Genomic DNA, 26,529 nt, shown 5'->3' on the forward strand with positions numbered 1-26,529 from the left:
ACCGCTCTTCGACGTAGTTTGAGAACTCTGCCACAGTAAATCCTTATTAGACGACTTTAAACGCCGCATCGAAATGCGGCTGGCTGGATATCGTCCTCGACGCCGATACTATCAATGATGAAGACGTGCGGCGGGAAAGTCGCGATGACTTCCCGGATGCGCGCCCTTGCGTGTCCATTACTGCACGTCTTTGTGCCTGGAGACTATTTATACTAATGAGAAATGTGATTGTTTCTGTCTCGGTCTGCATCTCGATGCTGGCCGCGCAGACCGGGATTGTTTTGGCCAAGGATGATGTGAAGACCAAGACCGTGACACTGCAGACCTTTTTCCGCAAGCCCGGCTATCCCATCCCCGAGCGAACCCTTCCCGCCACGCTGAAGAACGATTACTCCGATCTCATCGTCAAATACGCCAAGCGCTACGGCGTACCGATCAATCTGGCGCATGCTGTTGTTGCCGTCGAAAGCCGCTTCAACCCAAAGGCCCGAGGCAGTGCGGGCGAAGTGGGGCTGATGCAGATCAAACCCGCCACCGCACGAATGATAGGTTATCGCGGCACGGTGAAGGCGCTCTACGACCCTGAAATCAATATCCGCTGGGGTATGCAATATCTTGCCACTGCGCACCAACTTGGAGGTGGCGAGGTGTGCAGCACCATTTTGCGCTACAATGCAGGTCACGCCGCCACGCGCATGAACCCGGTGTCCAAGGCCTATTGCGGAAAGGTTCAGGCATTGATCGAGGGCTGATCGGGCACGACGCGGCATTCGCAAGCCGGGGCTTTTTTCGATGCGCAGAGTTTGTTAGTCGAAAAAGCGCAAGTGGTGGAGCGCAGCATGAGAGACTTTAGGTATATCGTGATCGGAGCCGGGATGATGGGTGCTGCCGCAGCTCGCCATCTCTCGTCGCAGACGGATGGGGTCGCTTTGATCGGTCCTGCCGAACCTTCGAACCGAAAGACCCATCATGGCGTCTTCTCAAGCCATTACGACGAGGCGCGAATCACACGCGGCTTCGATGGCGATCCCGTGTGGGCTGAGCTTGCGAAGCGCTCGATCTCTCGTTACGGCGAGATCGAGCAAAAGAGCGGCATTGGCTTTTATCACGAGGTCGGCTGCCTCTTCAGCGGCAACGGCGCGGGTCTCGGCGGTGCATACGTATCGGGCGCCATGAGTCGCAAGGACGCCTTGGGGTTGACGGTCGAAACCTACGATACCCGCTCGCTTTCGGCTCGCTTTCCGATGTTCTCGCTGCCGCAGGATCATCATGGATGGTTCGAGCCGCGTAATGCCGGCCACGTCAATCCACGCGCCATGGTCAAAGCCCAGATCGCGATCGCTGAGCAGCAGGGTGCCTCGATCTTTCGTGAGACGGTTGCCAAGGTTTTCGACAGCGCTTGCGGTGTCGAGGTCGAAACATCGGAAGGTGCGCGCTACTCGGCGCAAAAAGTCATCGTGGCGGCTGGCGGCTTCACGAATATGGGCGATATCCTGCCCGTCAAAGTCGATATGGCGGCCACCGGCCGGACCATCGCTTTCTTCGAACTCGATGAAGACAAGCAGAAAGCCTTCGCCGGTATACCATCCACTATCGTCCTTGCGGAAAACGAAGACGACATCGTCTATATCCTTCCACCTGTGCGATATCCTGATGGCAAGGTCTATTTGAAGATCGGCGGTGAAAGCGAGAAGGGCCGTTTGGATACGCTCGATCAGGCGATCCGATGGTTTCATTCGGATGGAACGGCGAGTGAAGTGGAATTCCTTGTCCGCCGAGCTGTCGAATTGATGCCGGCTCTTGCAGGATGTCCCATCACCTCCGGCTCCTGCGTCGCCTCCATCACTCGCACCGGCTATCCCTACATCGGCTACACATCGTCTTCCAATATCGCGGTCCTGACTGGTGGCAATTTCGTCTCGGCAAAATCGTCCGACGAAATCGGCCGTCTGGGAGCAGTGCTTCTGCTGGAGGGGCAACTCGGCGAGGATGATTTTGCAGCGCAGATGGCGCCGGTGTTCGTTTGACGATGTCAATGATGCAGACGTTGTCGCAGACGTGAGCCTTCATCGACGTCTTAAATCTCTCTGACGGTGATTCAAGAAGCCGCTACAAGTCACTGAAGCAGAATCTCAAATTGGAGGACACCGGGCATGGCAGCGCAGTTTAAATACATCGTCGTCGGCGCGGGTATGATGGGGGCCGCCGCGGCCCGGCATCTGTCTCTTTGGTCGGATGGCGTCGCGCTGATCGGGCCGAATGAGCCGGCGGACATCGCACGTCATCAGGGCGTGTTTGCCAGCCATTACGATGCGGCGCGGATTACGCGCACCATCGATGACGATGCGGATTGGGCCCGGCTCGCCAATCGCTCGATTGCGCGTTACCAGGAAATTGAAAACGAGAGCGGCATCGATTTCTACCATGAGGTTGGCTGCCTGATCGTCGGCAAGGCGCGCGGCACGGGTGTTCCCTATATCGAGAATGTCTGCGCGGCGGCAGAGACGCTTGGTGTTGAAACACAAGTTCTGGGCGATGCCGAGTTGATCCGGCGTTTTCCTTACTTTTCCTTTGAAAGCGGTTGCGAAGGCGTGTTCGAGCCGCGCAATGCCGGACACATCAATCCACGTGGGTTGGTGCGGGCACAGATTGTTGCAGCCGAGAAGCGCGGTGTTACGCGCTATGACGACGTCGCGGTTTCGGTGCGCGACGAGGGTGGTTTGGCGATTGTCACGACGGTGTCCGGCAAGCGCCATACAGCGGAAAAGGTGCTGGTTGCTGCGGGCGGATTTTCCATCGCAAAGGGACTGCTCCCTGAGCCTCTTTCGATGGAAGTCTATGGTCGCACGGTTGCTTTCTTCGAAATCGACAACACCAAGCTTGCAGACTATGCCGAAATGCCATCGCTGATCTACGAGCCGAGTGACGCGAGCAAGCATATCTATCTCTTGCCCCCCGTCCTCTATCCTGATGGCAAGACCTATCTAAAAATCGGCGGTGAGCCCGAAGATATTCTGCTGGGCAGCGACGCGGAACTACGCGCCTGGTTTCGCGCTGGCGGTAAGCCTGAGGTGCGCGACAATCTCGCAGCCATCGTCAAGACGCTCGTTCCCGGTATCGATGTGGAGAGATTGTCGATGGCAGGCTGCGTCACGTCCTATACGTCGAGCGGTTATCCGGCGATCGGCTATTGCGGATCGCAACGGGTTGCTGTTCTGACAGGCGGCTGCGGTGCGGCGGCGAAGAGCTCTGACGAGATCGGGCGGCTGGGCGCGGTCCTCCTGAGGCAAGGCCACCTCAAGGATGAGGGATACGAAACCGATTTCGCACCGGTCTTTTGTCCATAGCGTTGCCGCCATCTGCGAACGCGCTCCAGAGCGTGCCGATTTTCCGTTGGCTTTTCATCCCGAACCCGTCTAAGGAGCGCGTGCCAGTTGGCCGGGCAGCCGCGCTTTACCAATGTCGAAAGACGGTAGGGTGAGGAAAGTCCGGGCTCCACGGAAACACGGTGCCGGATAACGTCCGGCGGGGGCGACCCTAGGGAAAGTGCCGCAGAGAGTAGACCGCCACCTTTTAGGTGGTAAGGGTGAAAGGGTGGGGTAAGAGCCCACCGCGCCGCTGGTAACAGGGGTGGCATGGTAAACCCCACCGGGAGCAAGACCGAATAGGGATGACGTGGGGCGCTGCCAAAGCAGTGCCTACAGCCTGTTTCCGGGCGAGTCATCCGGGTGGGTTGCGCGAGGCGGCATGCAAATGTCGTCCCAGATGAATGGCTGCCACGTTCCGGGTCAAACCGGGGCCATACAGAACCCGGCTTACAGGCCAACTGGCGATTTTTCTCTTTTTCCAAAGTGGTGCGAAGCAGATTCCGCTCATCGGAATAGGCTCTTGTTATCGTTCGATAATTTTTGCTCCTGACTTCCGTTAGGTCAAGTGAAGAAGTCGCTTCAAACCCTTGCCGGTAAACCATTCGTTAAACTTAACGGGATATGAATATTCGAATCCGAAGTCGGTTCGCGCCGCCTTCTCCCATTGACGCCCATAGTGTCCCATGGTAACCCAAATGCACACCGCAAGGGGTCGTGTTTTTGACCCGCAATCGCTGAAACGGAGACAAGGCCTTTCCAAGGCTGCAGGACTTTTGGTTCTGCCGGTCAGCGATTTGTCGTGCGTATCGGTGTCGTCTGAGCATGCGGCTTCAGGCGTTTTTGGCGAGTTGTCACATGGGGCGCTTTTTATCGAACGTGACGAACAGGATCGACGCCAAGGGGCGCGTTTCGGTTCCTTCGGCGTTTCGTTCGGTGTTGGCGCAGCGCGAAATCCAGGAGCTTTATTGCCTTCAGGATTTTGCCTTTCCGGCCATCAGCATTGGCGGGCCGGACCTGTTGGATCGCTACGAGCGGCAGATCGCGTCGATGGACGCGTTTTCGCCGGAAGCAAATGCGATGTCGCTGCTGGTTCACGGTGGCGGCGTGTTCATGAAGCTCGACGGGGAAGGGCGGCTGATGGTCACGGATTTCATCCGCGACTTCACCGGCATCACCGCGGAAGTGACCTTTGTCGGTCGGGCGGATCATTTTCAGTTGTGGCGGCCGGAGGCGTTTCACGAGGCGCAGACGGCCGCAAGAGCGGGGCGCAGTTTTTCTGCTGTTCGTCCCGTATAAGGCGGGGACACGGAATGGCGGCGAATTCTGGCGGACGATCTTCTGATGCCGGTGGCGGACCTGTTCGCCACATTCCGGTTCTCCTTCGCGAAGTTTTAAGCGCGCTCGATCCCGCTCAAGGCAAGATCATTCTCGACGGCACATTCGGCGCTGGCGGCTACACCCAGGCGATCCTCGATTGTGGCGCCAACGTGATTGCGCTTGACCGCGACCCCACCGCCATTGCTGGCGGACAAGCGATGGTCGCAGCCAATGGCGGGCGGCTTTCTCTTATTCAATCGCAATTTTCCGATCTGGCAACGCACGCACCCTCTGAAGGGCTTGACGGCGTCGTGCTCGATATCGGCGTGTCCTCCATGCAGATCGACGAGGCAGAACGCGGCTTCTCCTTTCAGAAGAACGGCCCGCTCGACATGCGCATGTCCGCATCCGGCGTGTCGGCTGCCGATGTCGTCAATCGCTGCAAGGTCGGCGATCTGATCCGCATCTTCGGCTTCCTCGGTGAGGAAAAGCAGGCGGGTCGTATTGCGCGCGCCATCGAGAAGAAGCGTGCCGAGGAGCCTTTCCGCACCACCCGTGATCTTGCCGGGCTGATAGAAATCGTCACGCCCCGCAAGGCGAAGGACAAGATCCATCCCGCAACCCGTGTTTTCCAGGCGCTGCGCGTCTTCGTCAATGACGAGCTGGGCGAGCTGGCCAAGGCGTTATTTGCTGCCGAGCAGGTATTGAAGCCCGGCGGTCGTCTCGTGGTCGTTACTTTCCACTCGCTGGAAGATCGCATCGTGAAGAAGTATTTCGCTGATCGTTCCGGCCGTGCGGCAGGGTCCCGTCACATGCCGATGGTCGAAGACAAGCCGGCGATCTTCGATGCGCTGGGCAAGCCGATGATCGCTGCGAGCGAGGAAGAGGCGGAGATGAATCCGCGTGCCCGTTCCGCTAAGCTGCGTGCGGGTATTCGCACCAACGCTGCGGTCCGTTCGCCGGACATGTCAATTTTCGAACTTCCTGATCTCGCCAGCCTTGAAAAGATGGGAGGCTGATATGCTACGCACACTCGACCTCATCCTCGTCGGCGTGATGGTGGCAGCAGCCGTCGTCACCTATTCCATCAAGCATCAGGCCGATCTCAAGCTTGAATCGGTCAAGAAGCTCGAAGCCGAGATCAGGCTAGAGCGCGACACGATCGATCTACTGCGGGCCGACTGGGCGCTTCTAACGCAGCCGAACCGCCTGCATCGTCTCGTCAATGCCTATCAGGCCGATCTCCAGTTGGCGCCCACCTTGCCGACGCAGCTGGCGCAGCCGCAGGAACTGCCGATGCTGCGTTCGCAGTTGCCGCAGCCGCCAGAGCCTGAAGGCATGAGCGTCGAGGACGTGATTGCTGCGGCCGTCAATGGTTCGAAGCCGGGTGCCACACTTGGTGGTGCCAAGCCGAAGTCTGCGCCTGCCGGCCAGATTGTCGCTACTGGCGGCAAGCCTGTTCCAGCACCGGCGCCGCGCTCTCATGTGGCACGCGCGCCGAAGCAGCCGATGCCTGCGCCAAGAGCGCCGGTTGGCGACGAGTCTGGCGAAATGGATGAAACGATAACAGGATCGGTGGACTGATGTCTTTTCTCTCCCGCGTCATGGTTTTGAAGAGCAAGGCCCATTTCTCCGCCAGCACGATTGGCGGAGCGGACCATGCTGCGTTTGACGGTGCGCGCAAGAAGCGCGCTTCGCAGGCAAAAAGCCGCGTCGGCCTTTTGATCTTCGGCTTCGTCTGCTTTTACGGCGTCATCGGCGGTCGTCTGGTGCAATATGGTCTGGCCCAGCAGGAAACAGTTTCCAGCATCGCGCCTGCCGACAGGCTGATGGCCTCGCGTCCCGACCTTCTGGACCGCAACGGCGAAGTGCTCGCCACCGATATCCGCACCGTGTCGCTCTTTGCCGAACCGCATCGCATCGTTGATGTCGACGAGGCAATCGAGAAGCTGCGCACGGTTCTTCCCGATCTCGATACGCGCGGCACCTATCAGAAGCTGACCTCCAGTTCACGCTTCCAGTGGCTGCGCCGTCAGTTGACGCCGAAGCAGCAAAGCCAGATTTTGGCGCTCGGCATTCCCGGCATCGGCTTTCGCCCTGAGAAACGTCGCTTCTATCCCGGTGGCCCGACAGCGGCGCACGTCATCGGCCATGTCAATATCGATAACCGCGGCGTTGCCGGCATGGAGCGTTATCTCGACAGTCAGGGCCTTGCGGATCTGACCGCACTTGGCATGACGTCCGATCAGCCGCTGGAGCCGGTGAAGCTTTCCATCGATCTGCGCGTCCAGGCCATCGTGCGCGAAGTGGTGGTCAACGCCATCCAGAAATTCCAGGCGATCGGCGCGGGTGCTGTCGTCATCAATGTGCATACGGGCGAAATCCTCGCCATGGCATCACTGCCGGATTACGATCCCAACAATCCGGCGGAAGGCGCCAAGGAAGGCTGGCTGAACCGCATGTCGAACGGTACGTTCGAAATGGGCTCGACCTTCAAATCCTTCACCATCGCCATGGGCCTGGACGAGGGCGGCATCAACTTGGGGTCCACCTTCGATGCCCGCTTCCCGATCCGCATCGGTGGCTTCACCATCAAGGATTTCCACGGCAAAGGCCGCGTGCTTTCCGTGCCTGAAATCTTCCAGTATTCGTCCAACATCGGCACGGCGAAAATCGCCGATACGGTCGGTACGGAAGGGCATAAGGAGTTTCTGACGCGTCTTGGCCTGTTGTCCAAAATGCAGACGGAGCTTCCGGAAGTGGCAATGCCGACGCAGCCGCGCCAGTGGAAGAAGATCAACTCCATCACGATCTCCTTCGGTCACGGTGTTTCGACGACCCCGCTGCAAACGGCAATTGCCGGTGCGGCACTCGTCAATGGCGGCAAGCTGATCGAGCCAACCTTCCTGCCGCGCACTGTCGAACAGGCCGATCTCGTCGCCAAGCAGGTCATCAAGCCCACCACTAGCCGTGACATGCGCTTCCTGTTCGAGTGGAATGGCGTCAACGGCTCAGGCCGTAACGCCCGTGTCGAAGGCTTCAACGTGGGTGGCAAGACGGGTACTGCCGACAAGGTGGTCAATGGCCGCTACGTGCATGACAAGAACTTCAACGCCTTCCTCTCGGCTTTCCCGATGGAGAAGCCAGAATATGTCGTGCTTTCCTTCATCGACGAACCGAAGACGGACAAGGGCAATGGTGCGGCACTTGCAGGCTCTTCCGCGGCTCCGATGGTGCATGACATCATCGCCCGCTCTGCCGCGATCCTCGGCGTGAAGCCGAAGTTCGGTAAGGATGGCTCGGCCTTGCTCGTGTCTTATTGATTGGTACAGCTTATGATGGACCGGCGATTCGCGTCGGGGGGACATGACGGACACATCAATGAATTTGCGAGATCTATCGGGACAGTCGTTTCCGGAACTGAATGAATTGCTTCGCGCAGATGCCGGAGCGCTGACCATCACCTCGATCACGGCTGATAGCCGCAAGGTCGAGCCGGGCGCGCTCTTCGTTGCCGTTGCAGGCAATAAGGCGGACGGCACGAGTTTCGTACAGGATGCCGTCGCCAAGGGTGCGGCCGCGGTCGTGACCGGCCAGCCTGTATCCGCAGACGTACCGGTTCTCGTCGTTTCCGATCCGAGATTGTATCTCGCGCTCGCTGCCGCCCGCTTTTACGGAAAACAGCCGGAAACCATGGTTGCCGTGACCGGTACGGCTGGCAAGACTTCCGTTGCATCCTTCACCCGCCAGATTTGGGCTTTTGCCGGCCATCCCGCAGCACAGATCGGCACCACCGGCGTTATTGCGCCTGGCCGTGAGGAGTACGGCTCGCTCACCACGCCCGATCCTGTTTCGTTGCATGCGCTTCTGGCAGAACTCGCCGCAGAAGGCGTGACGCATGCGGCCATGGAGGCGTCGAGCCATGGTCTCGACCAGCGCCGTCTCGACGGCGTCAAGCTCTCGGCTGCCGGTTTCACCAATCTCGGCCGCGATCATATGGACTACCATCCGACCGTCGAGGACTACATGGCCGCCAAGATGCGGCTCTTCGATACTCTTCTTCCGAAGGGCTCTCCGGTCGTCATCTTTGCCGACGACCCATGGTCTGCGCAGGCAATAGAGGTCGCGACCAAAGCCGGTCACGACGTGCGCACCGTGGGTCGAAAGGGTGACTATCTGGCGCTGAAGCGTGTAGAGCACTTTCGCCACAAGCAGATGATCGAAGTGCATCACGAAGGCGCAATTCACGAAGTGGATATTCCGCTCGCCGGCGACTTCCAGGTGGCCAATGCTCTCGTTTCAGCGGGTCTTGCCATGTCCACCGGTGTGCCTGTGGCGGTAGCCATGAAAGCGCTGGAAAAGCTGATTGGCGCTGCCGGTCGTCTGGAACTGGTAGGGCAGACGAAGAACGGCGCGTTGGCTTACGTGGATTATGCTCACAAGCCGGACGCGCTGGAGAACGTTCTGACCTCCGTGCGTCCTTTCACCTCGGGTCGCATCATTACTGTTTTCGGCTGCGGCGGCGACCGTGACAAGGGCAAGCGTCCGATCATGGGCGAGGTCGCCACACGGCTTTCGGACGTTGTCATCGTCACAGACGACAACCCGCGTTCGGAGGAGCCCGCCACCATTCGATCCGAGATCATGGCGGCGGCACAGGGCGCACTGGAGATCGCAGACCGCGCAGAGGCGATCCGCCATGCCGTGTCGATGCTGGGGAATGGAGACACATTGATCGTTGCGGGCAAGGGGCACGAGGAAGGTCAGATCATCGGCGGCGTGACGCTGCCGTTTTCCGACCATGAACAGGTGCGTTCGGCGCTGGAAGGATTGAAGATTTGAACTGGTTATGGACAGTTGCGGACATGATCGCCATTACGGCTGGTCGTCCGGTCGGCAATCTGCCGCAAGGCATTACGGGAATTTCCATCGACAGCCGCACGGTGCAGCAGGGCGAAGCCTTCTTCGCCATCAAGGGCGATCGTGTCGATGGTCATGATTATGCAAGTTTCGCGGTTGCCAATGGCGCGAGCCTGATGGTCGTTGCCGAGGCAAAGCTGCCAGCGCTAGGTCGTTTGACCGTGCCGATGATCGTTGTCGACGACGTGCTCAGCGCACTGGTCAAGCTCGGTATCGCCGCGCGCGAAAGAACCTCGGCCCGCATCATTGCTGTTACCGGTTCTGTCGGCAAGACGACCACCAAGGAAATGCTGCGGCAGGTGCTGGCGCCATCGGGCAAGGTTCATGCGGCGGTGTCGTCCTTCAACAATCACTGGGGTGTGCCGCTGACGCTAGCGCGTATGCCGGCCGATACCGAATTCGGCGTGTTCGAGGTGGGCATGAACCACCCCAACGAAATCCGTCCGCTGGTCAAGCAGGTGAAACCGCATCTGGCGATCATCACCACCATTGCGGCAGCACATCTTGGCAACTTCAATAGCCTCGAAGAGATTGCCGATGCGAAGGCGGAAATTTTCGAGGGCGTGGTGCCGGGCGGCGCCGTCATTCTCAACCGAGACAATGCGCAGTTCGAGCGGTTGGAAGCTACCGCGATCAATGTCGGCATCGAACATATTCTAACGTTCGGCCAGCATGCCAAGGCCGATTTTCGTCTGGCAGATTTCGAAAGCACGCCGAACGGATCGACCATTTGGGCCATCATCAATGGCGAAACGAGCGAGCTCAATATCGCTATTCCGGGTCGTCACATCGCTGAAAACGCCATGGCGGCGCTCGGTGCCGTGGCTGTCACGGGCGCCAATCTCGACCGCGCATTCCAGGCGCTTGGCGCTCTGAAGCCGGTCAAGGGCAGGGGAGAGCGGCATCGCCGTTCCATCGGTGACGGCTCATTCCTGCTGATCGACGAAAGCTATAATGCCAACCCTGCTTCCATGCGTGCGGCAATTGCGCTTCTGGCGCAGGCCGAGGTGCACGGGAATGGGCGGCGCATCGTGGTTCTCGGCGATATGCTGGAAATGGGCGAGTTCGCCGCCGAGGTCCATGAAGATCTGTCGAGCCCGATCTTGTCTGCCGGTATCGAACATGTGTGGCTTGCGGGAGAATCGATGGCGTATCTGCGCGATGCGCTGCCGGAAAGCGTCAATGTCTCCTGGTTTCCAACAACAGGTGAACTGGCGGAGTTCGTGCTGAAATGGGTGCAGCCGGGCGACGTGGTGATGATAAAATCGTCACTTGGCATCGGTTTCGGCAAGATTGTGTCGGCTCTTCTTGACAAGTATCCGGCATTCCCCGAGACGGAGCGCCAGAATTAGGAAGCCTGAAAGGCCGAAATTTTCGGCTTTTTGCGCTCGATACGGAAACAAGAACCTCGAAGCGGTGCTGGTCATCCTCCCGCCCGCCGCTTCGACCGCCTTTCGAAAGGGCAAACATGCTGATCTGGCTCGTTGAACTGTCGGACAAAATTCAAATCTTCAACCTGTTTAGGTACATCACGTTCCGGGCAGGTGCCGCGCTCTTCACCTCCGCTCTCATCGTTTTCCTGTTCGGACCGGCCATCATCAATTCGCTGCGCATTCGCCAGGGCAAGGGTCAGCCAATCCGTGCCGACGGCCCGCAGACGCACTTCAAGAAGGCCGGCACGCCGACCATGGGCGGCTTGATGATCCTCGCCGGCATTCTCGGCGGATCGCTACTTTGGGGCGATCTGTCGAATGTCTATGTCGTTGCGGTTCTTCTTGTGACGCTTGGCTTCGGCGCGATCGGCTTTTACGATGACTACCTGAAGGTGACCAAGCAGAGCGACAAAGGCTTTTCGGGCAAGGCGCGTCTTGGCATCGAATTCGTTATCGCTGCGATTGCCACCTTCTTCATGATGCAGATTGCGCTGGCCACAGCCCCGCATGGCGGAACACTTGGAAGCTCGGTCGCGTTTCCGTTCTTCAAGGAATTCGTGATCAATCTTGGCTACTTCTTCGTTCTCTTCGGCGCCTTCGTCATCGTCGCGGCGGGTAACGCGGTGAACCTGACGGACGGTCTCGATGGTCTTGCCATCGTGCCGGTGATGATTGCTGCGGCGACCTTCGGCGTGATTTCCTATCTCGTCGGCAATGCCATCTTCGCCAATTATCTGCAGATCAACTTCGTGCCGGGAACGGGTGAGCTTGCGGTGATCGTCGGCGCTGTCATCGGTGCCGGTCTCGGCTTCCTCTGGTTCAATGCGCCGCCTGCCGCGATCTTCATGGGCGACACTGGCTCGCTCGCACTCGGTGGTCTGATTGGCTCGATTGCCGTTGCCGTCAAGCATGAGATCGTCATGGTCATCGTCGGCGGTCTCTTCGTGATGGAAACGCTCTCCGTCATCATCCAGGTGTTCTGGTTCAAGCGCACTGGACGTCGTGTTTTTCTCATGGCGCCGATCCACCACCATTTTGAAAAGAAGGGCTGGACGGAAAGCCAGGTTGTTATCCGCTTCTGGATCATCTCCGTCGGTCTTGCCATGCTCGGTCTCGCTACACTGAAGCTGAGGTAAGCGATGATCCCGGTCACATCTTTCGCGGATAAGAAGGTTGCTCTCTTCGGTCTCGGCGGTTCGGGCCTTGCGACCGCCAGAGCGCTGGTTGCTGGCGGCGCCGATGTCGTTGCTTTCGACGACAACCCGGACAGCGTCGCGAAGGCTGCGAGTGAGGGTATCGCGACCGCCGATCTGCGCACGCTCGATTGGTCGAAGCTTGCCGCTTTCGTTCTCGCGCCGGGCGTGCCGCTGACCCATCCGAAGCCACACTGGTCGGTCGATCTTGCCAAGGCTGCTGGTGTGGACGTGATCGGTGATATCGAGCTCTTCGTGCGAGAGCGCCGAGCGCATGCGCCGGATTGCCCCGTCATTGCCATTACCGGCACCAATGGCAAATCCACAACCACGGCCCTGATTGCCCATATTCTGAAATCCGCTGGCCGCGATACGCAGCTTGGCGGCAATATCGGCACAGCCGTTCTCAGCCTCGATCCACCGAAAGCTGAACGGTTCTACGTGGTCGAATGCTCCTCCTATCAGATCGATCTCGCTCCGACGTTGAACCCATCGGCCGGGATATTGCTCAACCTGACGCCCGATCACCTCGATCGCCACGGCACGATGCAGCATTATGCCGACGTCAAAGAGCGTCTCGTTGCAGGAAGCGATGCGGCTATTGTCGGAGTCGACGATAGCTATTGCACCTTGATTGCCGATCGTATCGAACGCGCTGGCGTGAAAGTCAGCCGGATCTCGAAGCGCAGTGTGGTGGCCAATGGGCTTTACGCCGAAGGCAGCCGGATCATGAAAGCCGAGGGCGGTACGTCGTCTCTGCTTGTCGATCTGGACGGCATCCAGACGCTTCGCGGTAGCCACAATGCTCAGAACGCTGCCGCTGCCATTGCGGCTTGCATTGCAGTCGGCGTCTCCGAGGACGAGGTGAGGTCGGGGTTGAAGTCCTTCCCCGGTCTGAAGCACCGCATGCAGCCCGTCGGACGGCGTGGCAACGTCACCTTCATCAATGATAGCAAGGCGACCAATGCGGATGCATCTGCGCCCGCGCTTTCGAGCTATGACCGCATCTACTGGATTGCCGGCGGTTTGCCGAAGGCAGGCGGTATCGCCAGCCTTTCACCATTGTTCTCGCGTATCGCCAAGGCCTATCTCATCGGCGAGGCGGCAGCCGAGTTTGCCGCGACGCTGGGTGAAGCCGTACCTTATGAAATTTCAGGCACGCTGGACAAAGCGGTCGCGCATGCGGCTGCCGAAGCCACGGCAGATGGTCAGAGCGGCAATGTCGTGATGCTATCTCCGGCTTGCGCAAGCTTCGATCAATATAAGAATTTTGAAATACGGGGTGATTCGTTCGTTTCGCACGTCGCTGCACTCGATGGTGTGACGATGCTGGTGGAAGTGCAAAAGGAGCACTGAAGATATGGTAAGCCGTACTGACCGTGGTCCAGTCGCGGAGTGGTTCTGGACAATTGACCGCTTCTTCCTGGCCGCCTTCATTGCTCTCATCGGCATTGGTCTGATGCTGTCCTTTGCCGCGTCGCCGGCGGTGGCAGAGCGCATCGGCCTCAACAGCTTCTTCTTCGTCGAGCGCCAGGCGATGTTCATCGTCCCGTCGCTGGCGATCATGATCGGTCTGTCCTTTCTTTCGCCGCGGCAGGTTCGCCGCGTGGCTATCGTGCTATTGATCGTATCGCTCCTGATGATGATCTTCGCGCTGTTCTTCGGCATCGAGGTGAAGGGTGCGCGCCGCTGGATTTCGATCGGCAGCTTTTCCATCCAGCCATCCGAATTCATGAAGCCAGCCTTTGTCATCGTTTGCGCCTGGCTTTTTGCCGAGCGTGCGCGCCATCCCGAAATTCCAGGCAACCTCTTCGCCATCATCACTTTCGGCATTGTCGCGGCGCTTTTGATCGCCCAGCCGGACTTTGGTCAGACGATTCTGACATCCGTTGTCTGGGGTGGGATGTTCTTCATGGCCGGTGTGCCGTGGTTTTGGATCATCATGCTCGGTGGTCTGGGTGTTGGTGGCATCGTCACTGCCTATCTGACGCTACCGCACGTGGCCGGTCGTATTGACCGCTTCTGGACAGGCGAGGGTGACACGTTCCAGGTGGATACCGCGCGAGAGGCGATCATTCGCGGCGACTGGTTCGGCCAGGGCCCGGGCGAGGGCATCGTTAAGCGAATCATTCCTGACAGCCATACCGACTTCATCTTCTCCGTGGCTGCGGAAGAATTCGGCATCGTCTTCTGCATGGCGTTGGTTGCGATCTTCGCGTTCATCGTTCTGCGTGGCCTCAGCCATGCCTTCAAGGAGAAGGACGATTTCGTCCGTTTTGCGGTTGCAGGCCTCGTTCTACAGATCGGCATCCAGTCGATGATCAATATCGGCGTCAATCTCGAACTCATGCCAGCCAAGGGCATGACGCTGCCGCTGATTTCCTATGGTGGTTCTTCGATGATGGCGATCTGCGTGACCGCCGGTTTCCTGCTGGCACTCACACGACACAGACCCGAGAAGCGCGCACAGGAGCGCAGCTTCTTCCGCGTGGGCGCGGGTCTTCCTGCGGAGTAAAGAATTATGACGAAGGGTATTGTTATGCTTGCCGCCGGTGGAACCGGCGGCCATGTTTTTCCGGCAGAAGCGTTGGCATACGAGTTAAAGGCACGCGGTTATTCCGTGCACTTGGTGACTGACAGCCGTGCCGAGCGCTATGCGGGCAAGTTTCCCGCCGAGGAAATTCATGTCGTGCCATCAGCGACGATTGGCTCGAAGAACCCGATCCGTGTGATCAAGGCGCTGGCCACGCTCTGGACGGGTCTTCGCTCTGCGCGCAAACTGATGACTCGACTTAAGCCTGTTGCCGTTGTCGGCTTCGGTGGTTATCCCACGGTTCCGCCGCTTTTGGCATCCACCGGCATGGGCGTACCGTCGCTGCTGCATGAACAGAATGCGGTCATGGGCCGCGCCAACAAGGCGCTGGCAAAGCGGGTTAAGGCGATCGCCGGCGGCTTTTTGCCGGAAAACAAGGGCGAGTATGGCGACAAGATCGTCATGACGGGGAACCCTGTTCGTCCAGCCGTCCTGTCTGCTGCGCATGTTGCCTACACGCCATCCAATTCGGGCGAACAGTTCAATCTCGTCGTTTTTGGCGGAAGCCAGGGGGCGCAGTTTTTCTCCGCAGCTGTTCCTGCTGCCATCTGCCTCCTTCCTAATGATCTGCGCAGCCGCATCACGCTGACCCAGCAGGCGCGGGTCGAGGATAAGGACAGCGTTGTCGAATCCTACAAGAAGCTTGGTGTGAGGGCGGATGTCTCGCCATTCTTCGGCGATATGGCCAAGCGTATTGCTCAAGCCGATCTGGTGATCAGCCGCTCAGGCGCTTCGACCGTCTCGGAGCTTTCGGTGATCGGTCGGCCGTCCGTTCTCGTTCCTTATCCGCATGCGCTCGATCACGATCAGGCGGCCAATGCGGCGGCTCTTTCCGCCGCCGGCGGTGCCAGCGTCATCAAGCAGGCTGATCTCTCACCGAATGCGCTCTCGGCGCTTTTGGCTGACGCGATGAACGACCCGGCTCGACTGGAGAAGACGGCTGCTGCCGCCAAGGCCACCGGCAAGCCGGACGCGGCCAAGCGCCTCGCCGATCTCGTGGAGGCGATTGCCGCCGGGGAAAGCGTTCAGCAATTCAAATCGAAGAATGAAGGAGTGCATCCATGAAGATGCCGAAAGCCATCGGTCTTGTCCATTTCATCGGAATTGGCGGCATCGGCATGAGCGGCATTGCCGAGGTGCTGCACAATCTTGGCCATCGCGTTCAAGGTTCCGATCAGGCAGACAGTGCCAATGTGCAGCGTCTGCGCGAGAAGGGTATTGAGGTTTTTGTCGGTCACAAGGCTGAAAACCTTGGCGACGCGGAAGTGGTGGTGGTTTCGACCGCCATCAAGAAGAACAACCCCGAACTGGTCTCCGCACGCGAAAAACATCTGCCCATCGTTCGCCGTGCGGAAATGCTGGCCGAGCTGATGCGTTTCCGCAATGCGATTGCTATCGGCGGTACGCATGGCAAGACCACGACGACGTCCATGGTGGCGACGCTGCTGGAAGCTGGCAATCTCGATCCGACCGTCATCAATGGTGGTATCATTAACGCCTATGGCACCAATGCCCGCATGGGCGAGGGTGAATGGATGGTGGTCGAGGCCGACGAATCCGACGGTACCTTTCTGAAGCTGCCCGCAGATGTTGCGGTGGTCACCAATATCGACCCGGAACATCTCGACCATTACGGCAATTTCGACGCCGTGCGTCAGGCCTTCCGCCAGTTCGTGGAAAACGTGCCTTTCTATGGGTTCGGGGTCATGTGCCTCGACCATCCAGAGGTGCAGACGCTGGTCGGCAAGATCGAGGATCGCAAGGTCATCACCTATGGTGAGAACCCACAGGCGGATGTTCGCTTTTCCAATGTTCGTATCGATGGTACCAAGTCTGTCTTCGATGTCGAAATCCGTCGCCGCCGCACGGGCAAGGTATTTTCCTTCAAGGATCTCGTGCTGCCGATGCCCGGCCGTCACAATGTCTCGAACGCTACAGCTGCGATTGCAGTCGCCAACCGGCTCGGCATTTCGGAAGCGGACATCAAGAAGGGGCTTGGTTCTTTCGGCGGCGTCAAACGCCGCTTTACGCTGACGGGTGAATCCAACGGCGTGCAGGTTTTCGACGATTACGGTCATCACCCCGTGGAAATCAAGGCCGTGTTGAAAGCTGCGCGCGAGGCCTGCAAAGGTCGCATTATCGCCGTCCATCAGCCGCACCGCTTCACGCGCCTGTCGAGCTTGTTTGAGGATTTCGCCCATTGCTTCAACGATGCGGACACGATTCTTCTTGCTCCGGTCTATGCAGCAGGTGAAGATGCCATCGAAGGTGTCAACTCCGAGACGCTGGTTTCTGCCATCAAGGCAGCAGGCCATCGCGACGCCCGTCATCTTGCCTCGCGCGACGATCTGGCAAAGACAGTTGCAGCCATTGCGAATCCGGGTGATTTCGTGGTTCTCTTGGGCGCTGGTAATATTACGCAGTGGGCAGCGGCGCTGCCGTCAGAATTGGATAGCATTTCAGGAAAGTCTGCATGAGACAGGTGGATGGGGTAAAGTTGCTGGAAAGGCTCGGCGACGGAGTAAAGGAACTAAGAGGACGTGTGACGCCGGACTCGCCAATGGACCGCGTGACGTGGTTCAGGGCCGGTGGTCTTGCGGAACTGATGTTCCAGCCCCACGACACGGATGATCTCATCACCTTCCTCAAGCTTCTGCCCGAGGATGTTCCGCTGACCGTGGTTGGCGTTGGCTCCAACCTGCTGGTGCGTGACGGCGGCATTCCGGGCGTCGTCGTGCGTTTGTCTGCCAAGGGTTTTGGTCAGGTCGAGCTTGCTGGCGAAAATCGTATCAAGGCGGGTGCTATCTGCCCGGACAAGCATATCGCAGCCATGGCGATGGATAACGGCATAGGCGGCTTCCACTTCTACTATGGTATTCCGGGCTCCATCGGCGGCGCGCTGCGCATGAACGCCGGCGCCAATGGTGGCGAAACCCGAGACCGTGTCGTGGAAGTCTATGCTTTGGACCGCAACGGCAACAGCCATGTGCTGTCCAATGCCGATATGCAGTATAGCTACCGGCATTCAGGTGCCGATAAAGATCTGATCTTCACGGGCGCACTTTTCGAGGGTTATCCGGAAGACCGTGCAAAGATCCGTGCCGATATGGACGCTGTGCGTCATCACCGTGAGACTGTTCAGCCGATCCGCGAACAGACCGGTGGTTCGACCTTCAAGAATCCGGAAGGTCACTCCGCCTGGGAGTTGATCGATGAGGCGGGTGGTCGCGGCATGGTGATCGGCGGCGCGCAGATGTCGTCTCTGCATTGCAACTTCATGATCAATACCGGCCACGCGACGGGCTACGATCTCGAATATCTCGGTGAAGCCGTGCGCAAGCGCGTGTTCGAGAAATCCGGCATTCGTCTGGAATGGGAAATAAAGCGCCTTGGCCTTTTCATGCCGGGCCGCGAAGTCGAGCCCTTTCTCGGCGCATAAGCGCATTCAGTAAGCTAATAAAAAAGCCCGCGAAGTCAGAAACTTCGCGGGCTTTTTTATTAGCTTGATTCAGGCTTCAAGCGGCGCATCGGGAATGGTGCGCCGCCATTGTCGGGATCGCTTACACTTCGTCCTTGCCTGAGGCAAGGATGCAGACCAGCGTGATCACGGCAGCGATGCCGAGATAATAGCCGACGGCGGCCATGCCGTAATTCGTCTGCAGCCACGTCGCGATGTAAGGTGCGAGAGAGGCGCCGACGATGCCTGCGAAGTTGAAGGTCAGCGACGCGCCGGTGTAGCGCACGCTGGTGGGGAAGGGGGCAGCCAATGCCGCGCCGATCAGCGCGTAGGTCATGCCCATCAGCGCCATGGCCGAGGCCGCGAAGATTGCGACACCTGTTTCGCCGCCGCCCAGAAGAACCGGAAGCAGGAAGGAGAAGGCGGCGATCAAGACCGTGATGACGATCAGCGACAGGCGACGACCGACCTTGTCGCCGACGATGCCCGTCAGCGGGATGAAGATGCCGAAGACGACGGCACTGAGGATCTGGATTTCCAGCGCGTCGAGGAAGGGGATCTTCAGGACCTTGACGTTGTAGGACAGCAGCCAGGCGGTCGCGATGTAGAACAGCACGAACGTGACGAGCGCTACAAAGGTGCCGAGGAACAGGCTGCGCTTGTACTTGGTGAAGATTTCCTTGGCTGGAACGGCAACGCGCTCATGCTTGTCGATTGCTTTCTGGAACGCAGGCGTTTCCGAAATGGAGAAACGGACCCACAGACCAACCGCGATCAGCAGCGTCGAGGCGACGAAGGGAATACGCCAGCCCCACGAGATGAGCGCTTCATTCGACATGACGTGCAGCAGCAGCCAGAAGATACCCGAGGAGAGGAAGAGACCAACCGGTGCGCCGAGCTGCGGGAACATGGCGTACCAGTTGCGTTTGCCAGGAGGCGCATTTTCCGTTGCCAGAAGAACGGCGCCGCCCCATTCGCCACCAAGTCCAAAGCCCTGGCCGAAACGGCAAAGGGCTAGCAGCAGAGGAGCGAAAACGCCTGCTGTTTCATAGGACGGCAAAAGACCGATCACGACAGTAGAGATACCCATCGTCAGCAGGGCTGCGACAAGCGTCGTCTTGCGGCCCACGCGGTCGCCGTAGTGACCAAACACCAGTGCGCCGAGTGGACGGGCAAAGAAGGCGATCGAGAAGGTGGCGAAGGATGCAAGCAAAGCCGTCATCGGATCGCTGTTGGGGAAGAACAGCGTCGGAAACACGAGCACGGCGGCGGTCGCATAAACGTAGAAATCGAAGAATTCGATGGTCGTACCGACCAGGCTGGCAGTGAGAACTCGTGCAGGCGAATTTGTCTTTACATCGTTCGGCGTGGCAGCTGTCGGCGATACAGGAGATATCGCGTCAGTCATGGTATTGGTTCCATTGTTAAGTAAGACTTATGACCTTGGAGGAGGCTGCCGTTGCGTTAACGCAATTTTCGATCCTTTGGAACGACTAAAGCGCAATAAGCTGTAAAAAATCACGAGAATTTCAGGTGTTTTTGGACTTCGAGGTGACGAGCGCTCAATGCGCGGTCTCTTTTTTGCCGCTCAGCGCGTGTGCCTTAAGGTTCTAAAATCCCTGGGGACAATTGGGCGATCTTAACGAATCGATCTTGCTTTTGATGCCGATGCTCGAACTCCGCGCAATGGATTTATTTGATACGGCTGAAATTCTGAATCTTGCATCGACCGCAACACTCTGATTCCAAGGAAGGAATCCGTGCCTCATGTGATTCTTTAACAAAAATCGCACCAATGGCCGCTTCGGTTAAGGAAAGTAAACGCTTCGTTAACCTTAATGACGTTTAAGTGTCTCGTACGGGTCGGGCGAGAGAATCGCGAACCATTCCGGTTCCGGTGCCTCGTCTGGAATTTCAGGTGTCAGAGGTTTTTATGAGCGGCAAGCACGTAGCTGTTCTTATGGGTGGGTTTTCTTCGGAGCGGCCGGTCAGCCTCTCGTCGGGAGAGGCTTGCGCGTCCGCGCTGGAAGGTGAGGGCTATAAGGTCACGCGGGTGGATGTCGATCGCAACGTTGCTGCGGTCCTTGCTGACTTGCGCCCTGACGTCGCATTCAACGCTTTGCATGGTCCCTTTGGGGAAGACGGTACGATCCAGGGTGTTCTGGAATATCTCGAAATTCCATATACCCATTCCGGGGTCGCGGCGTCGTCTCTGGCGATGAACAAGTCGCAGTCCAAGAAGATTGCCGCTGCCGCTGGCATCCCTGTTGCTGCCGAAAAGCTGATGAACCGTTTCGATATCGGCTCCGACCATCCGATGGCGACGCCTTATGTCGTCAAGCCTGTTTGCGAGGGTTCGAGCTTCGGAGTTGTCATCGTCACGGAAGATCAATCCCATCCTCCGCAGGTGCTTGGCTCGACCGACTGGCGTTATGGTGATTCGGTCATGGTCGAACGCTATGTTCATGGCCGCGAACTCACCTGCGGCGTGATGAACGGCGAGGCTTTAGGCGTGACGGAAGTCGTGCCGCTCGGCCATAATTTCTACGATTACGACGCAAAATACGCCAAGGGTGGCTCAAAGCATGTCATCCCGGCAGAAATTTCACCGAATATTTACCAAAGAATCCAATCATTGGCGGTCATGGCGCATCAGGTGATTGGCTGCCGTGGCGTAAGCCGTTCGGATTTTCGCTACGACGACCGTTTCTCAGAAGATGGCGAACTTATCTGGCTGGAGATCAATACTCAGCCGGGCATGACGCCAACCTCCCTCGTGCCCGAGATGGCGGCTCACCAGGGCCGTTCCTTTGGTGATCTTGTCCGGTGGATGGTGGAGGATGCGTCGTGCTTGCGGTAAAGGGCAAAAAATCGGCAGCTAGAAAGCGTGACCAGCACGCAGCCGCAGGTGTGGATGACCGGCTGGTTCTTCCGCGTCCGCTGCGCCGTGTCTTCCGCTTTTGTGCGAGCCTTGCAACGGGGCGCATTCATATTCCTGCCCATACCGGTACGGTATCGACGCTCGTATTTTTCTCCGCTGTTGGTCTTTACGGCATGTCGCTTGGTGGCCACACGGAGCTTGTTGCTCAAGCAACAACGTCCGCTGCCGGTTTTGCCGTTGAAGACGTCAAGGTATCCGGCAATCTTCAGACATCGGAAATCGAAGTCTTCCAGCTTCTCGGCCTTGATGGCGCAACCTCGCTGATCGCGCTGGACGTCAACGCTGCGCGCAAGAAACTGACCGAACTTCCATGGGTCGACGATGTGGAAGTGCGCAAGGTCTATCCGAAGACGATCGAAGTGCGCCTCAAGGAGCGTCAGGCCTTTGGTATCTGGCAGCACGGCTCGGAGCTGTCGTTGATCGAAAAGAGCGGCAGTGTCATCGCGCCGTTGCGTGACAACAAATATGCAGGTCTGCCGCTGTTCGTTGGCCGCGATGCCGAAACCGGTGCTGCAGGCTTTGTCGATGAGCTTGCGGACTGGCCGGAAATTCGCAACCGCGTTCGCGCCTATGTTCGCGTTGCCGGTCGCCGTTGGGATCTGCACCTCGACAATGGCATCGTGGTGAAGCTGCCGGAAGAGAACGTGCCGAAGGCGCTGCAGCTTCTGGCCCGTCTCGACATGGAGCAGAAAATTCTTTCGCGCGACGTCGCAGCCGTTGATCTGCGTCTTTCCGACCGCACCACGGTGCAGTTGACGGACGGTGCAGCAGAGCGTCGTCAGGCTGCCGTCGAAGCGCGTAGTAAGGCCCTCAAGAAAGCGGAGAAGAACACATGAGCTTGTTCGGTTCTTCCCAGTTCGGTCTTCCGCGCCTGAAGCCATTGTCGTCCAAGCGCAGCCATGTGGTTTCGGTTCTCGATATCGGCTCCACCAAGGTCGTGTGCATGATCGGCCGTCTGACGCCGCGCCAGGAGAGCGAAGTTCTGCCCGGTCGCACGCATAAGGTAGACGTGATCGGCATCGGTCATCAGCGTTCGCGTGGCGTGAAATCCGGCGTGATCGCCGATCTCGACGCGCTTGAAGGCGTCATTCGCTTAGCGGTCGATGCCGCCGAGCGCATGGCAGGCCTCACCGTCGACAGCCTGATCGTCAATGTTTCGGCTGGCCGTCTGGCGAGCGATATCTACACTGCCTCCATCGATCTCGGTGGACAGGAAGTGGAATCGGGCGATCTGCGCAAGGTTTTGATTGCTGCAAGCCAGCAGTCGCTTCGCCAGGACCGTGCTATTCTGCATTCGTTGCCGACGGGCTATTCGCTGGATGGCGAGCGCGGCATTCGCGACCCACTCTCCATGTATGGCGATCTACTGGGTGTGGATATGCACGTCGTTACCGCTGAACGCACGGCGCTGAAGAACCTAGAACTTTGCATCAACCGTGCGCACCTCTCGGTCGAAGGCATTGTTGCAACTCCCTATGCCAGCGGTCTGGCTGCATTGGTGGATGATGAAGTCGAACTCGGCTGCGCTGCTATCGATATGGGCGGCGGCACGACGACGATCTCGGTTTTCGCCGAAGGCCGTCTGGTCCATACCGATGCAATCGGCCTCGGTGGCCACCACGTCACCACCGACCTTGCACGTGGTCTCTCCACGCGTATCGAAGACGCAGAGCGTCTGAAGGTGGTTCACGGTTCGTCGCTTGCCAATGGCGGCGTGGACGATCGCGAGATGATTGCCGTTCCGCCGATCGGCGAGGACGATCGCGATCAGCCATCGCAGGTCTCTAAGGCGCTGGTCAGCCGTATTATCCGCGCTCGTATCGAAGAGACGCTGGAACTCATTCGTGACCGGATCCAGAAGTCCGGTTTCAGCCCCATCGTGGGTAAGCGCGTGGTGCTGACGGGTGGCGCTAGCCAGCTCACCGGTCTGCCGGAAACGGCGCGTCGCATTCTGGCTCGCAACGTGCGCATCGGTCGTCCGATGGGTGTGGCGGGCCTACCGGTTGCGGCCAAGGGCCCGGCCTTTTCCACGGCTTGCGGATTGATGATCTATCCGCAGATCGCGGACATCGAAATTCATGCGGCGCAGAGCGGAATGTTCTCGCCGTTTGGAATGGGCAGCGGGCGGATCGCCCGTGTGGGGCAGTGGCTGAAAGAAAGTTTCTGATCCTTTTCCTGCGTATCACGGAAAAGGAATGAGTGAAGATCGAAGAAATTGGCCAGCGGGGCGTTGCCGGCCATCAAAAGAAGGAATGGTAAAATGACGATACAGCTGCAAAAGCCGGATATCACCGAGCTGAAGCCACGCATCACCGTTTTCGGTGTTGGCGGCGGTGGCGGTAACGCTGTCAACAACATGATCACGGCGGGTCTGCAGGGCGTCGATTTCGTCGTCGCCAACACGGACGCACAGGCGCTCACGATGACGAAGGCCGACCGGGTTATCCAGCTCGGCGTGAACGTCACCGAAGGCCTCGGCGCCGGTTCGCAGCCGGAAGTTGGCCGCGCTGCTGCCGAAGAGTGCATCGATGAAATCATCGATCACCTGAACGGCACTCACATGTGCTTCGTCACCGCCGGCATGGGCGGCGGCACCGGCACGGGTGCGGCTCCGGTCGTTGCACAGGCAGCCCGCAACAAGGGCATCCTGACGGTCGGCGTCGTAACCAAGCCGTTCCATTTCGAAGGTGGACGCCGCATGCGTCTGGCCGAACAGGGTATCGAAGAGCTGCAGAAGTCGGTCGATACGCTGATCGTCATTCCGAACCAGAACCTTTTCCGCATTGCCAATGACAAGACGACCTTTGCCGATGCCTTCGCAATGGCTGACCAGGTTCTCTATTCGGGCGTTGCTTGCATCACCGACCTGATGGTGAAGGAAGGTCTCATCAACCTCGACTTCGCCGACGTTCGCTCGGTCATGCGCGAAATGGGCCGCGCAATGATGGGTACGGGTGAGGCTTCCGGCGAAGGCCGCGCAATGCAGGCTGCGGAAGCGGCGATTGCCAACCCGCTGCTCGACGAAACCTCGATGAAGGGCGCACAGGGCCTCCTGATCTCCATCACCGGTGGTCGCGACCTGACCCTCTTCGAAGTCGACGAAGCTGCAACGCGTATCCGCGAAGAAGTCGATCCGGATGCCAACATCATCCTCGGCGCGACCTTCGACGAAGCGCTCGAAGGCCTCATCCGCGTTTCCGTTGTTGCCACCGGCATCGACCGTGTACCGGGCCAGATGGAGCAGAACATTGCTGAAATGCGTGCAGCCGCAGCTGCCGCAGCAAAGCCCATTATCCGTCCCTCCGCGGCCGTTGCATCCGCACCGGCCGCAGTTCAGCCTGCCCCAGTATCGCAGGCACCAAAGACCGTAGATCCGATTGCTCAGACCATCCGCGCTGCGGAAGTCGATATGGAGCGCGAACTTGCTCTGGCCGCTGCCGAACAGCAGCTGCGCCAGGCACAGGCAGAGGCCGAGTTCCGCCCACAGAGCAAGCTGTTCGCATCTGCTCCGGCCGAAGCGCCGGTCGTTGCTCGCCCCGCAGCACCGGTTCAGGCTGCTCCGGCACCTGTATACCACGCTCCGGAGCAGGTCGCAGCGCCGGCTCCGCGCATGGCACAGCCGCAGGCTCAGGTTTATCATGAACCTGCTCCTGTCGCACGCCAGCCGGAGCCGGTTCGCATGCCAAAGGTCGAGGATTTCCCTCCGGTCGTGAAGGCTGAAATCGATCACCGCGCACAGGTTGCTCATGCAGCGCCTGAAGAGCGTGGCCCGATGGGTCTCTTGAAGCGAATCACAAATTCGCTCGGTCGCCGCGATGAAGAAGATACTGTTCCTTCCGACATGATGGATGCTCCGAGCCTTGCTCCGCAGCAACGCCGTCCGCTGTCTCAGGAAGCCAGCATGTACGCACCGCGTCGGGGCAATCTGGATGATCACGGTCGCCAGATGCCGGCATCGTCCAGCCATCACGATGACGATCAGCTCGAAATTCCGGCCTTCCTACGCCGTCAGTCGAACTGATCGGATTGCCGGTCGGTGAACCGATCAGGCGATTCTACGTTTAGCGAATACCCGGGTTCGAAAGGCCCGGGTATTCGTGTTTCATCCGCTTCGTCAGGGCGAATTTAGATCAATTGTTTCAAATGCTTGCGTCTGTAACAATGCGAAATCAACAGTGATTTGTTATGGCGCTGCACTGTGCGTATGTAAGAACATGGGTTTGGGAAATGACGTCTTTGTGAAGGCAATATTTCCACTCGTTCGACTTCGAACCGAGGCGGTATCGCCGGCTGGTTCACATGAAAAGGCTTAATACGCATGACCATCGGATTGCTCGGTTTTCAGACAACCATCGCCAACCCCGTTCAGCTCAAGGGCATCGGCGTTCACTCGGGCAATCCGGCTTCCATGACGTTTCAGCCGGCGGAAGCCGGAACGGGCATCGTCTTCAGCCGCACGCTGGAGAACGGCACCGTGGTCGATGTGAAGGCCGTTTCTGCCAATGTCGGCAATACCGATCTTTGCACCGTCATCGGCCGTTCGCCGGCACAGTCGGTTGCGACCGTCGAGCATGTCATGGCTGGCATCTACGCCATGGGCATCGACAACCTGATCGTTGAAGTCGACGGTCCGGAAGTGCCGATCATGGATGGTAGCTCCGCACCTTTCATCGAAGCGATCGAGTCGGTTGGTATCAAGAATCTCGGTGTGAAGCGTCGCTACATCCGCGTGATCAAGCCTGTTCGTATTGATGCGGGCGCTTCCTGGGCGGAATTCCGTCCCTATGACGGCACGCGTTTCGAAGTCGAAATCGATTTCGATACGCCGCTTATCGGTCGCCAGACCTGGAAGGGTGACCTGACGGCTGATACATTCAAGAACGAGTTGTCCCGCGCCCGTACCTTCGGCTTCATGCGTGATGTGGAGCGCCTGTGGGCTGCCGGCTACGCGCTCGGCTCGTCGCTCGAAAATTCCGTTGTGATCTCCGACGACCACACGGTCATCAATATGGAAGGCCTGCGTTACGCGAAGGACGAATTCGTCCGTCACAAGACGCTTGATGCCGTTGGCGATCTGGCACTTGCAGGTGCGCAGTTCATCGGTTGCTATCGCTCCTATCGTGGTGGCCACAAGGTCAACGCCAATGCGCTGAAGGCACTGCTCAGCGATCCGACCGCGTATGAGATCGTCGAGGCGCCTGCCGCGCGTCATCCGGTCGTTCGCGCACGTGAGTTTGTCGCCATCAACCAGCCGGAATTTGCCCCCTGGTCCGCGTAAATTCTGCGAGAAACTCGATCTTCACTAAG

At 58.6% G+C, this 26,529-nt stretch carries 21 protein-coding genes and 1 other RNA gene; 21 read left to right on the forward strand and 1 reads right to left on the reverse strand.

The genetic code is table 11. The annotated features are described in order from the left end of the window. The first annotated feature begins 215 nt into the window (after positions 1-215). The 16 genes from QZ869_RS03640 (at position 216) to murB (ending at position 18,263) form a co-directional block, all read left to right on the forward strand. The gene (locus QZ869_RS03640; protein ID WP_296102500.1) at positions 216-752 is read left to right on the forward strand and encodes a lytic transglycosylase domain-containing protein; all 537 of its coding nucleotides are present in this window, start codon (positions 216-218) and stop codon (positions 750-752) included. Between the two features lie 87 nt (positions 753-839). Further along, a complete protein-coding gene (locus tag QZ869_RS03645) occupies positions 840-2,027 on the forward strand; it encodes an FAD-dependent oxidoreductase (RefSeq protein ID WP_296102501.1) in 1,188 nt (395 codons plus the stop codon). Positions 2,028-2,153: 126 nt separating this feature from the next. Further along, complete coding sequence (locus QZ869_RS03650; RefSeq protein WP_296102503.1) at positions 2,154-3,347, forward strand: FAD-binding oxidoreductase; 1,194 nt, start codon at positions 2,154-2,156, stop codon at positions 3,345-3,347. An 83-nt stretch (positions 3,348-3,430) separates the two neighbouring features. Continuing rightward, positions 3,431-3,834: RNase P RNA component class A (gene rnpB / locus QZ869_RS03655), an RNA gene on the forward strand. Positions 3,835-4,223: 389 nt separating this feature from the next. Continuing rightward, a complete protein-coding gene (gene mraZ / locus QZ869_RS03660) occupies positions 4,224-4,664 on the forward strand; it encodes a division/cell wall cluster transcriptional repressor MraZ (protein ID WP_296015110.1) in 441 nt (146 codons plus the stop codon). 14 nt (positions 4,665-4,678) lie between these two features. Next, on the forward strand, positions 4,679-5,704 hold the full coding sequence (gene rsmH, locus QZ869_RS03665) for a 16S rRNA (cytosine(1402)-N(4))-methyltransferase RsmH (protein WP_296097274.1): 1,026 nt from the start codon (positions 4,679-4,681) through the stop codon (positions 5,702-5,704). Position 5,705: 1 nt separating this feature from the next. Further along, complete coding sequence (locus QZ869_RS03670) at positions 5,706-6,269, forward strand: hypothetical protein (RefSeq protein WP_296015094.1); 564 nt, start codon at positions 5,706-5,708, stop codon at positions 6,267-6,269. Beyond that, positions 6,269-8,008 (forward strand): penicillin-binding protein 2, encoded by a 1,740-nt coding sequence (locus tag QZ869_RS03675; RefSeq protein ID WP_296015087.1) that lies wholly within the window; start codon positions 6,269-6,271, stop codon positions 8,006-8,008. The genes QZ869_RS03670 and QZ869_RS03675 overlap by 1 nt, the downstream gene beginning before the upstream one ends. Positions 8,009-8,066: 58 nt before the next feature. Then, positions 8,067-9,527 carry a UDP-N-acetylmuramoyl-L-alanyl-D-glutamate--2,6-diaminopimelate ligase gene (locus tag QZ869_RS03680; protein WP_296102505.1) on the forward strand — a complete coding sequence of 487 codons (1,461 nt, stop codon included), beginning with the start codon at positions 8,067-8,069 and terminating at the stop codon, positions 9,525-9,527. Then, complete coding sequence (locus QZ869_RS03685) at positions 9,524-10,957, forward strand: UDP-N-acetylmuramoylalanyl-D-glutamyl-2,6-diaminopimelate--D-alanyl-D-alanine ligase (RefSeq protein WP_296102506.1); 1,434 nt, start codon at positions 9,524-9,526, stop codon at positions 10,955-10,957. Before QZ869_RS03680 ends, QZ869_RS03685 begins: the two co-directional genes overlap by 4 nt. 116 nt (positions 10,958-11,073) lie before the next feature. Further along, positions 11,074-12,174 (forward strand): phospho-N-acetylmuramoyl-pentapeptide-transferase, encoded by a 1,101-nt coding sequence (mraY, locus tag QZ869_RS03690; RefSeq protein WP_296015068.1) that lies wholly within the window; start codon positions 11,074-11,076, stop codon positions 12,172-12,174. 3 nt (positions 12,175-12,177) lie between these two features. After that, positions 12,178-13,587, forward strand: coding sequence for a UDP-N-acetylmuramoyl-L-alanine--D-glutamate ligase (murD, locus tag QZ869_RS03695; protein WP_296102507.1), 1,410 nt, complete (start codon positions 12,178-12,180; stop codon positions 13,585-13,587). Positions 13,588-13,591: 4 nt separating this feature from the next. Beyond that, on the forward strand, positions 13,592-14,746 hold the full coding sequence (ftsW, locus tag QZ869_RS03700) for a putative lipid II flippase FtsW (protein WP_296015051.1): 1,155 nt from the start codon (positions 13,592-13,594) through the stop codon (positions 14,744-14,746). Positions 14,747-14,752: 6 nt separating this feature from the next. Continuing rightward, positions 14,753-15,889 (forward strand): undecaprenyldiphospho-muramoylpentapeptide beta-N-acetylglucosaminyltransferase, encoded by a 1,137-nt coding sequence (gene murG, locus QZ869_RS03705; protein WP_296076250.1) that lies wholly within the window; start codon positions 14,753-14,755, stop codon positions 15,887-15,889. Further along, positions 15,886-17,301: a UDP-N-acetylmuramate--L-alanine ligase gene (murC, locus tag QZ869_RS03710; protein WP_296015021.1), complete on the forward strand. Its 1,416-nt coding sequence runs from the start codon at positions 15,886-15,888 to the stop codon at positions 17,299-17,301. Before murG ends, murC begins: the two co-directional genes overlap by 4 nt. Beyond that, positions 17,298-18,263, forward strand: a complete 966-nt coding sequence (gene murB, locus QZ869_RS03715; protein ID WP_296102509.1) for a UDP-N-acetylmuramate dehydrogenase — start codon at positions 17,298-17,300, stop codon at positions 18,261-18,263. Before murC ends, murB begins: the two co-directional genes overlap by 4 nt. Before the next feature lie 121 nt (positions 18,264-18,384). Here the strand turns inward: murB and QZ869_RS03720 are convergent, their stop codons facing one another. After that, the gene (locus tag QZ869_RS03720) at positions 18,385-19,689 is read right to left on the reverse strand and encodes an MFS transporter (protein WP_296015009.1); all 1,305 of its coding nucleotides are present in this window, start codon (positions 19,687-19,689) and stop codon (positions 18,385-18,387) included. Between the two features lie 525 nt (positions 19,690-20,214). Between QZ869_RS03720 and QZ869_RS03725 the strand changes: the two genes are divergently transcribed. From QZ869_RS03725 to lpxC, 5 genes are all read left to right on the forward strand, one after another. Next, the gene (locus QZ869_RS03725) at positions 20,215-21,141 is read left to right on the forward strand and encodes a D-alanine--D-alanine ligase (protein ID WP_296084905.1); all 927 of its coding nucleotides are present in this window, start codon (positions 20,215-20,217) and stop codon (positions 21,139-21,141) included. Then, positions 21,129-22,058: a cell division protein FtsQ/DivIB gene (locus QZ869_RS03730; protein ID WP_296014975.1), complete on the forward strand. Its 930-nt coding sequence runs from the start codon at positions 21,129-21,131 to the stop codon at positions 22,056-22,058. Before QZ869_RS03725 ends, QZ869_RS03730 begins: the two co-directional genes overlap by 13 nt. Then, on the forward strand, positions 22,055-23,389 hold the full coding sequence (gene ftsA / locus QZ869_RS03735; protein ID WP_296014966.1) for a cell division protein FtsA: 1,335 nt from the start codon (positions 22,055-22,057) through the stop codon (positions 23,387-23,389). The genes QZ869_RS03730 and ftsA overlap by 4 nt, the downstream gene beginning before the upstream one ends. A gap of 93 nt (positions 23,390-23,482) precedes the next feature. Then, on the forward strand, positions 23,483-25,243 hold the full coding sequence (ftsZ, locus tag QZ869_RS03740) for a cell division protein FtsZ (protein WP_296014956.1): 1,761 nt from the start codon (positions 23,483-23,485) through the stop codon (positions 25,241-25,243). A gap of 297 nt (positions 25,244-25,540) precedes the next feature. Then, entirely contained in the window at positions 25,541-26,500 is a 960-nt protein-coding gene (lpxC, locus tag QZ869_RS03745) for a UDP-3-O-acyl-N-acetylglucosamine deacetylase (protein WP_296039535.1), read from the forward strand. Positions 26,501-26,529: the final 29 nt, after the last annotated feature.

Source organism: uncultured Agrobacterium sp. (genome assembly GCF_913777885.1).
In the GTDB taxonomy this organism is placed as follows: Bacteria; Pseudomonadota; Alphaproteobacteria; order Rhizobiales; family Rhizobiaceae; genus Agrobacterium.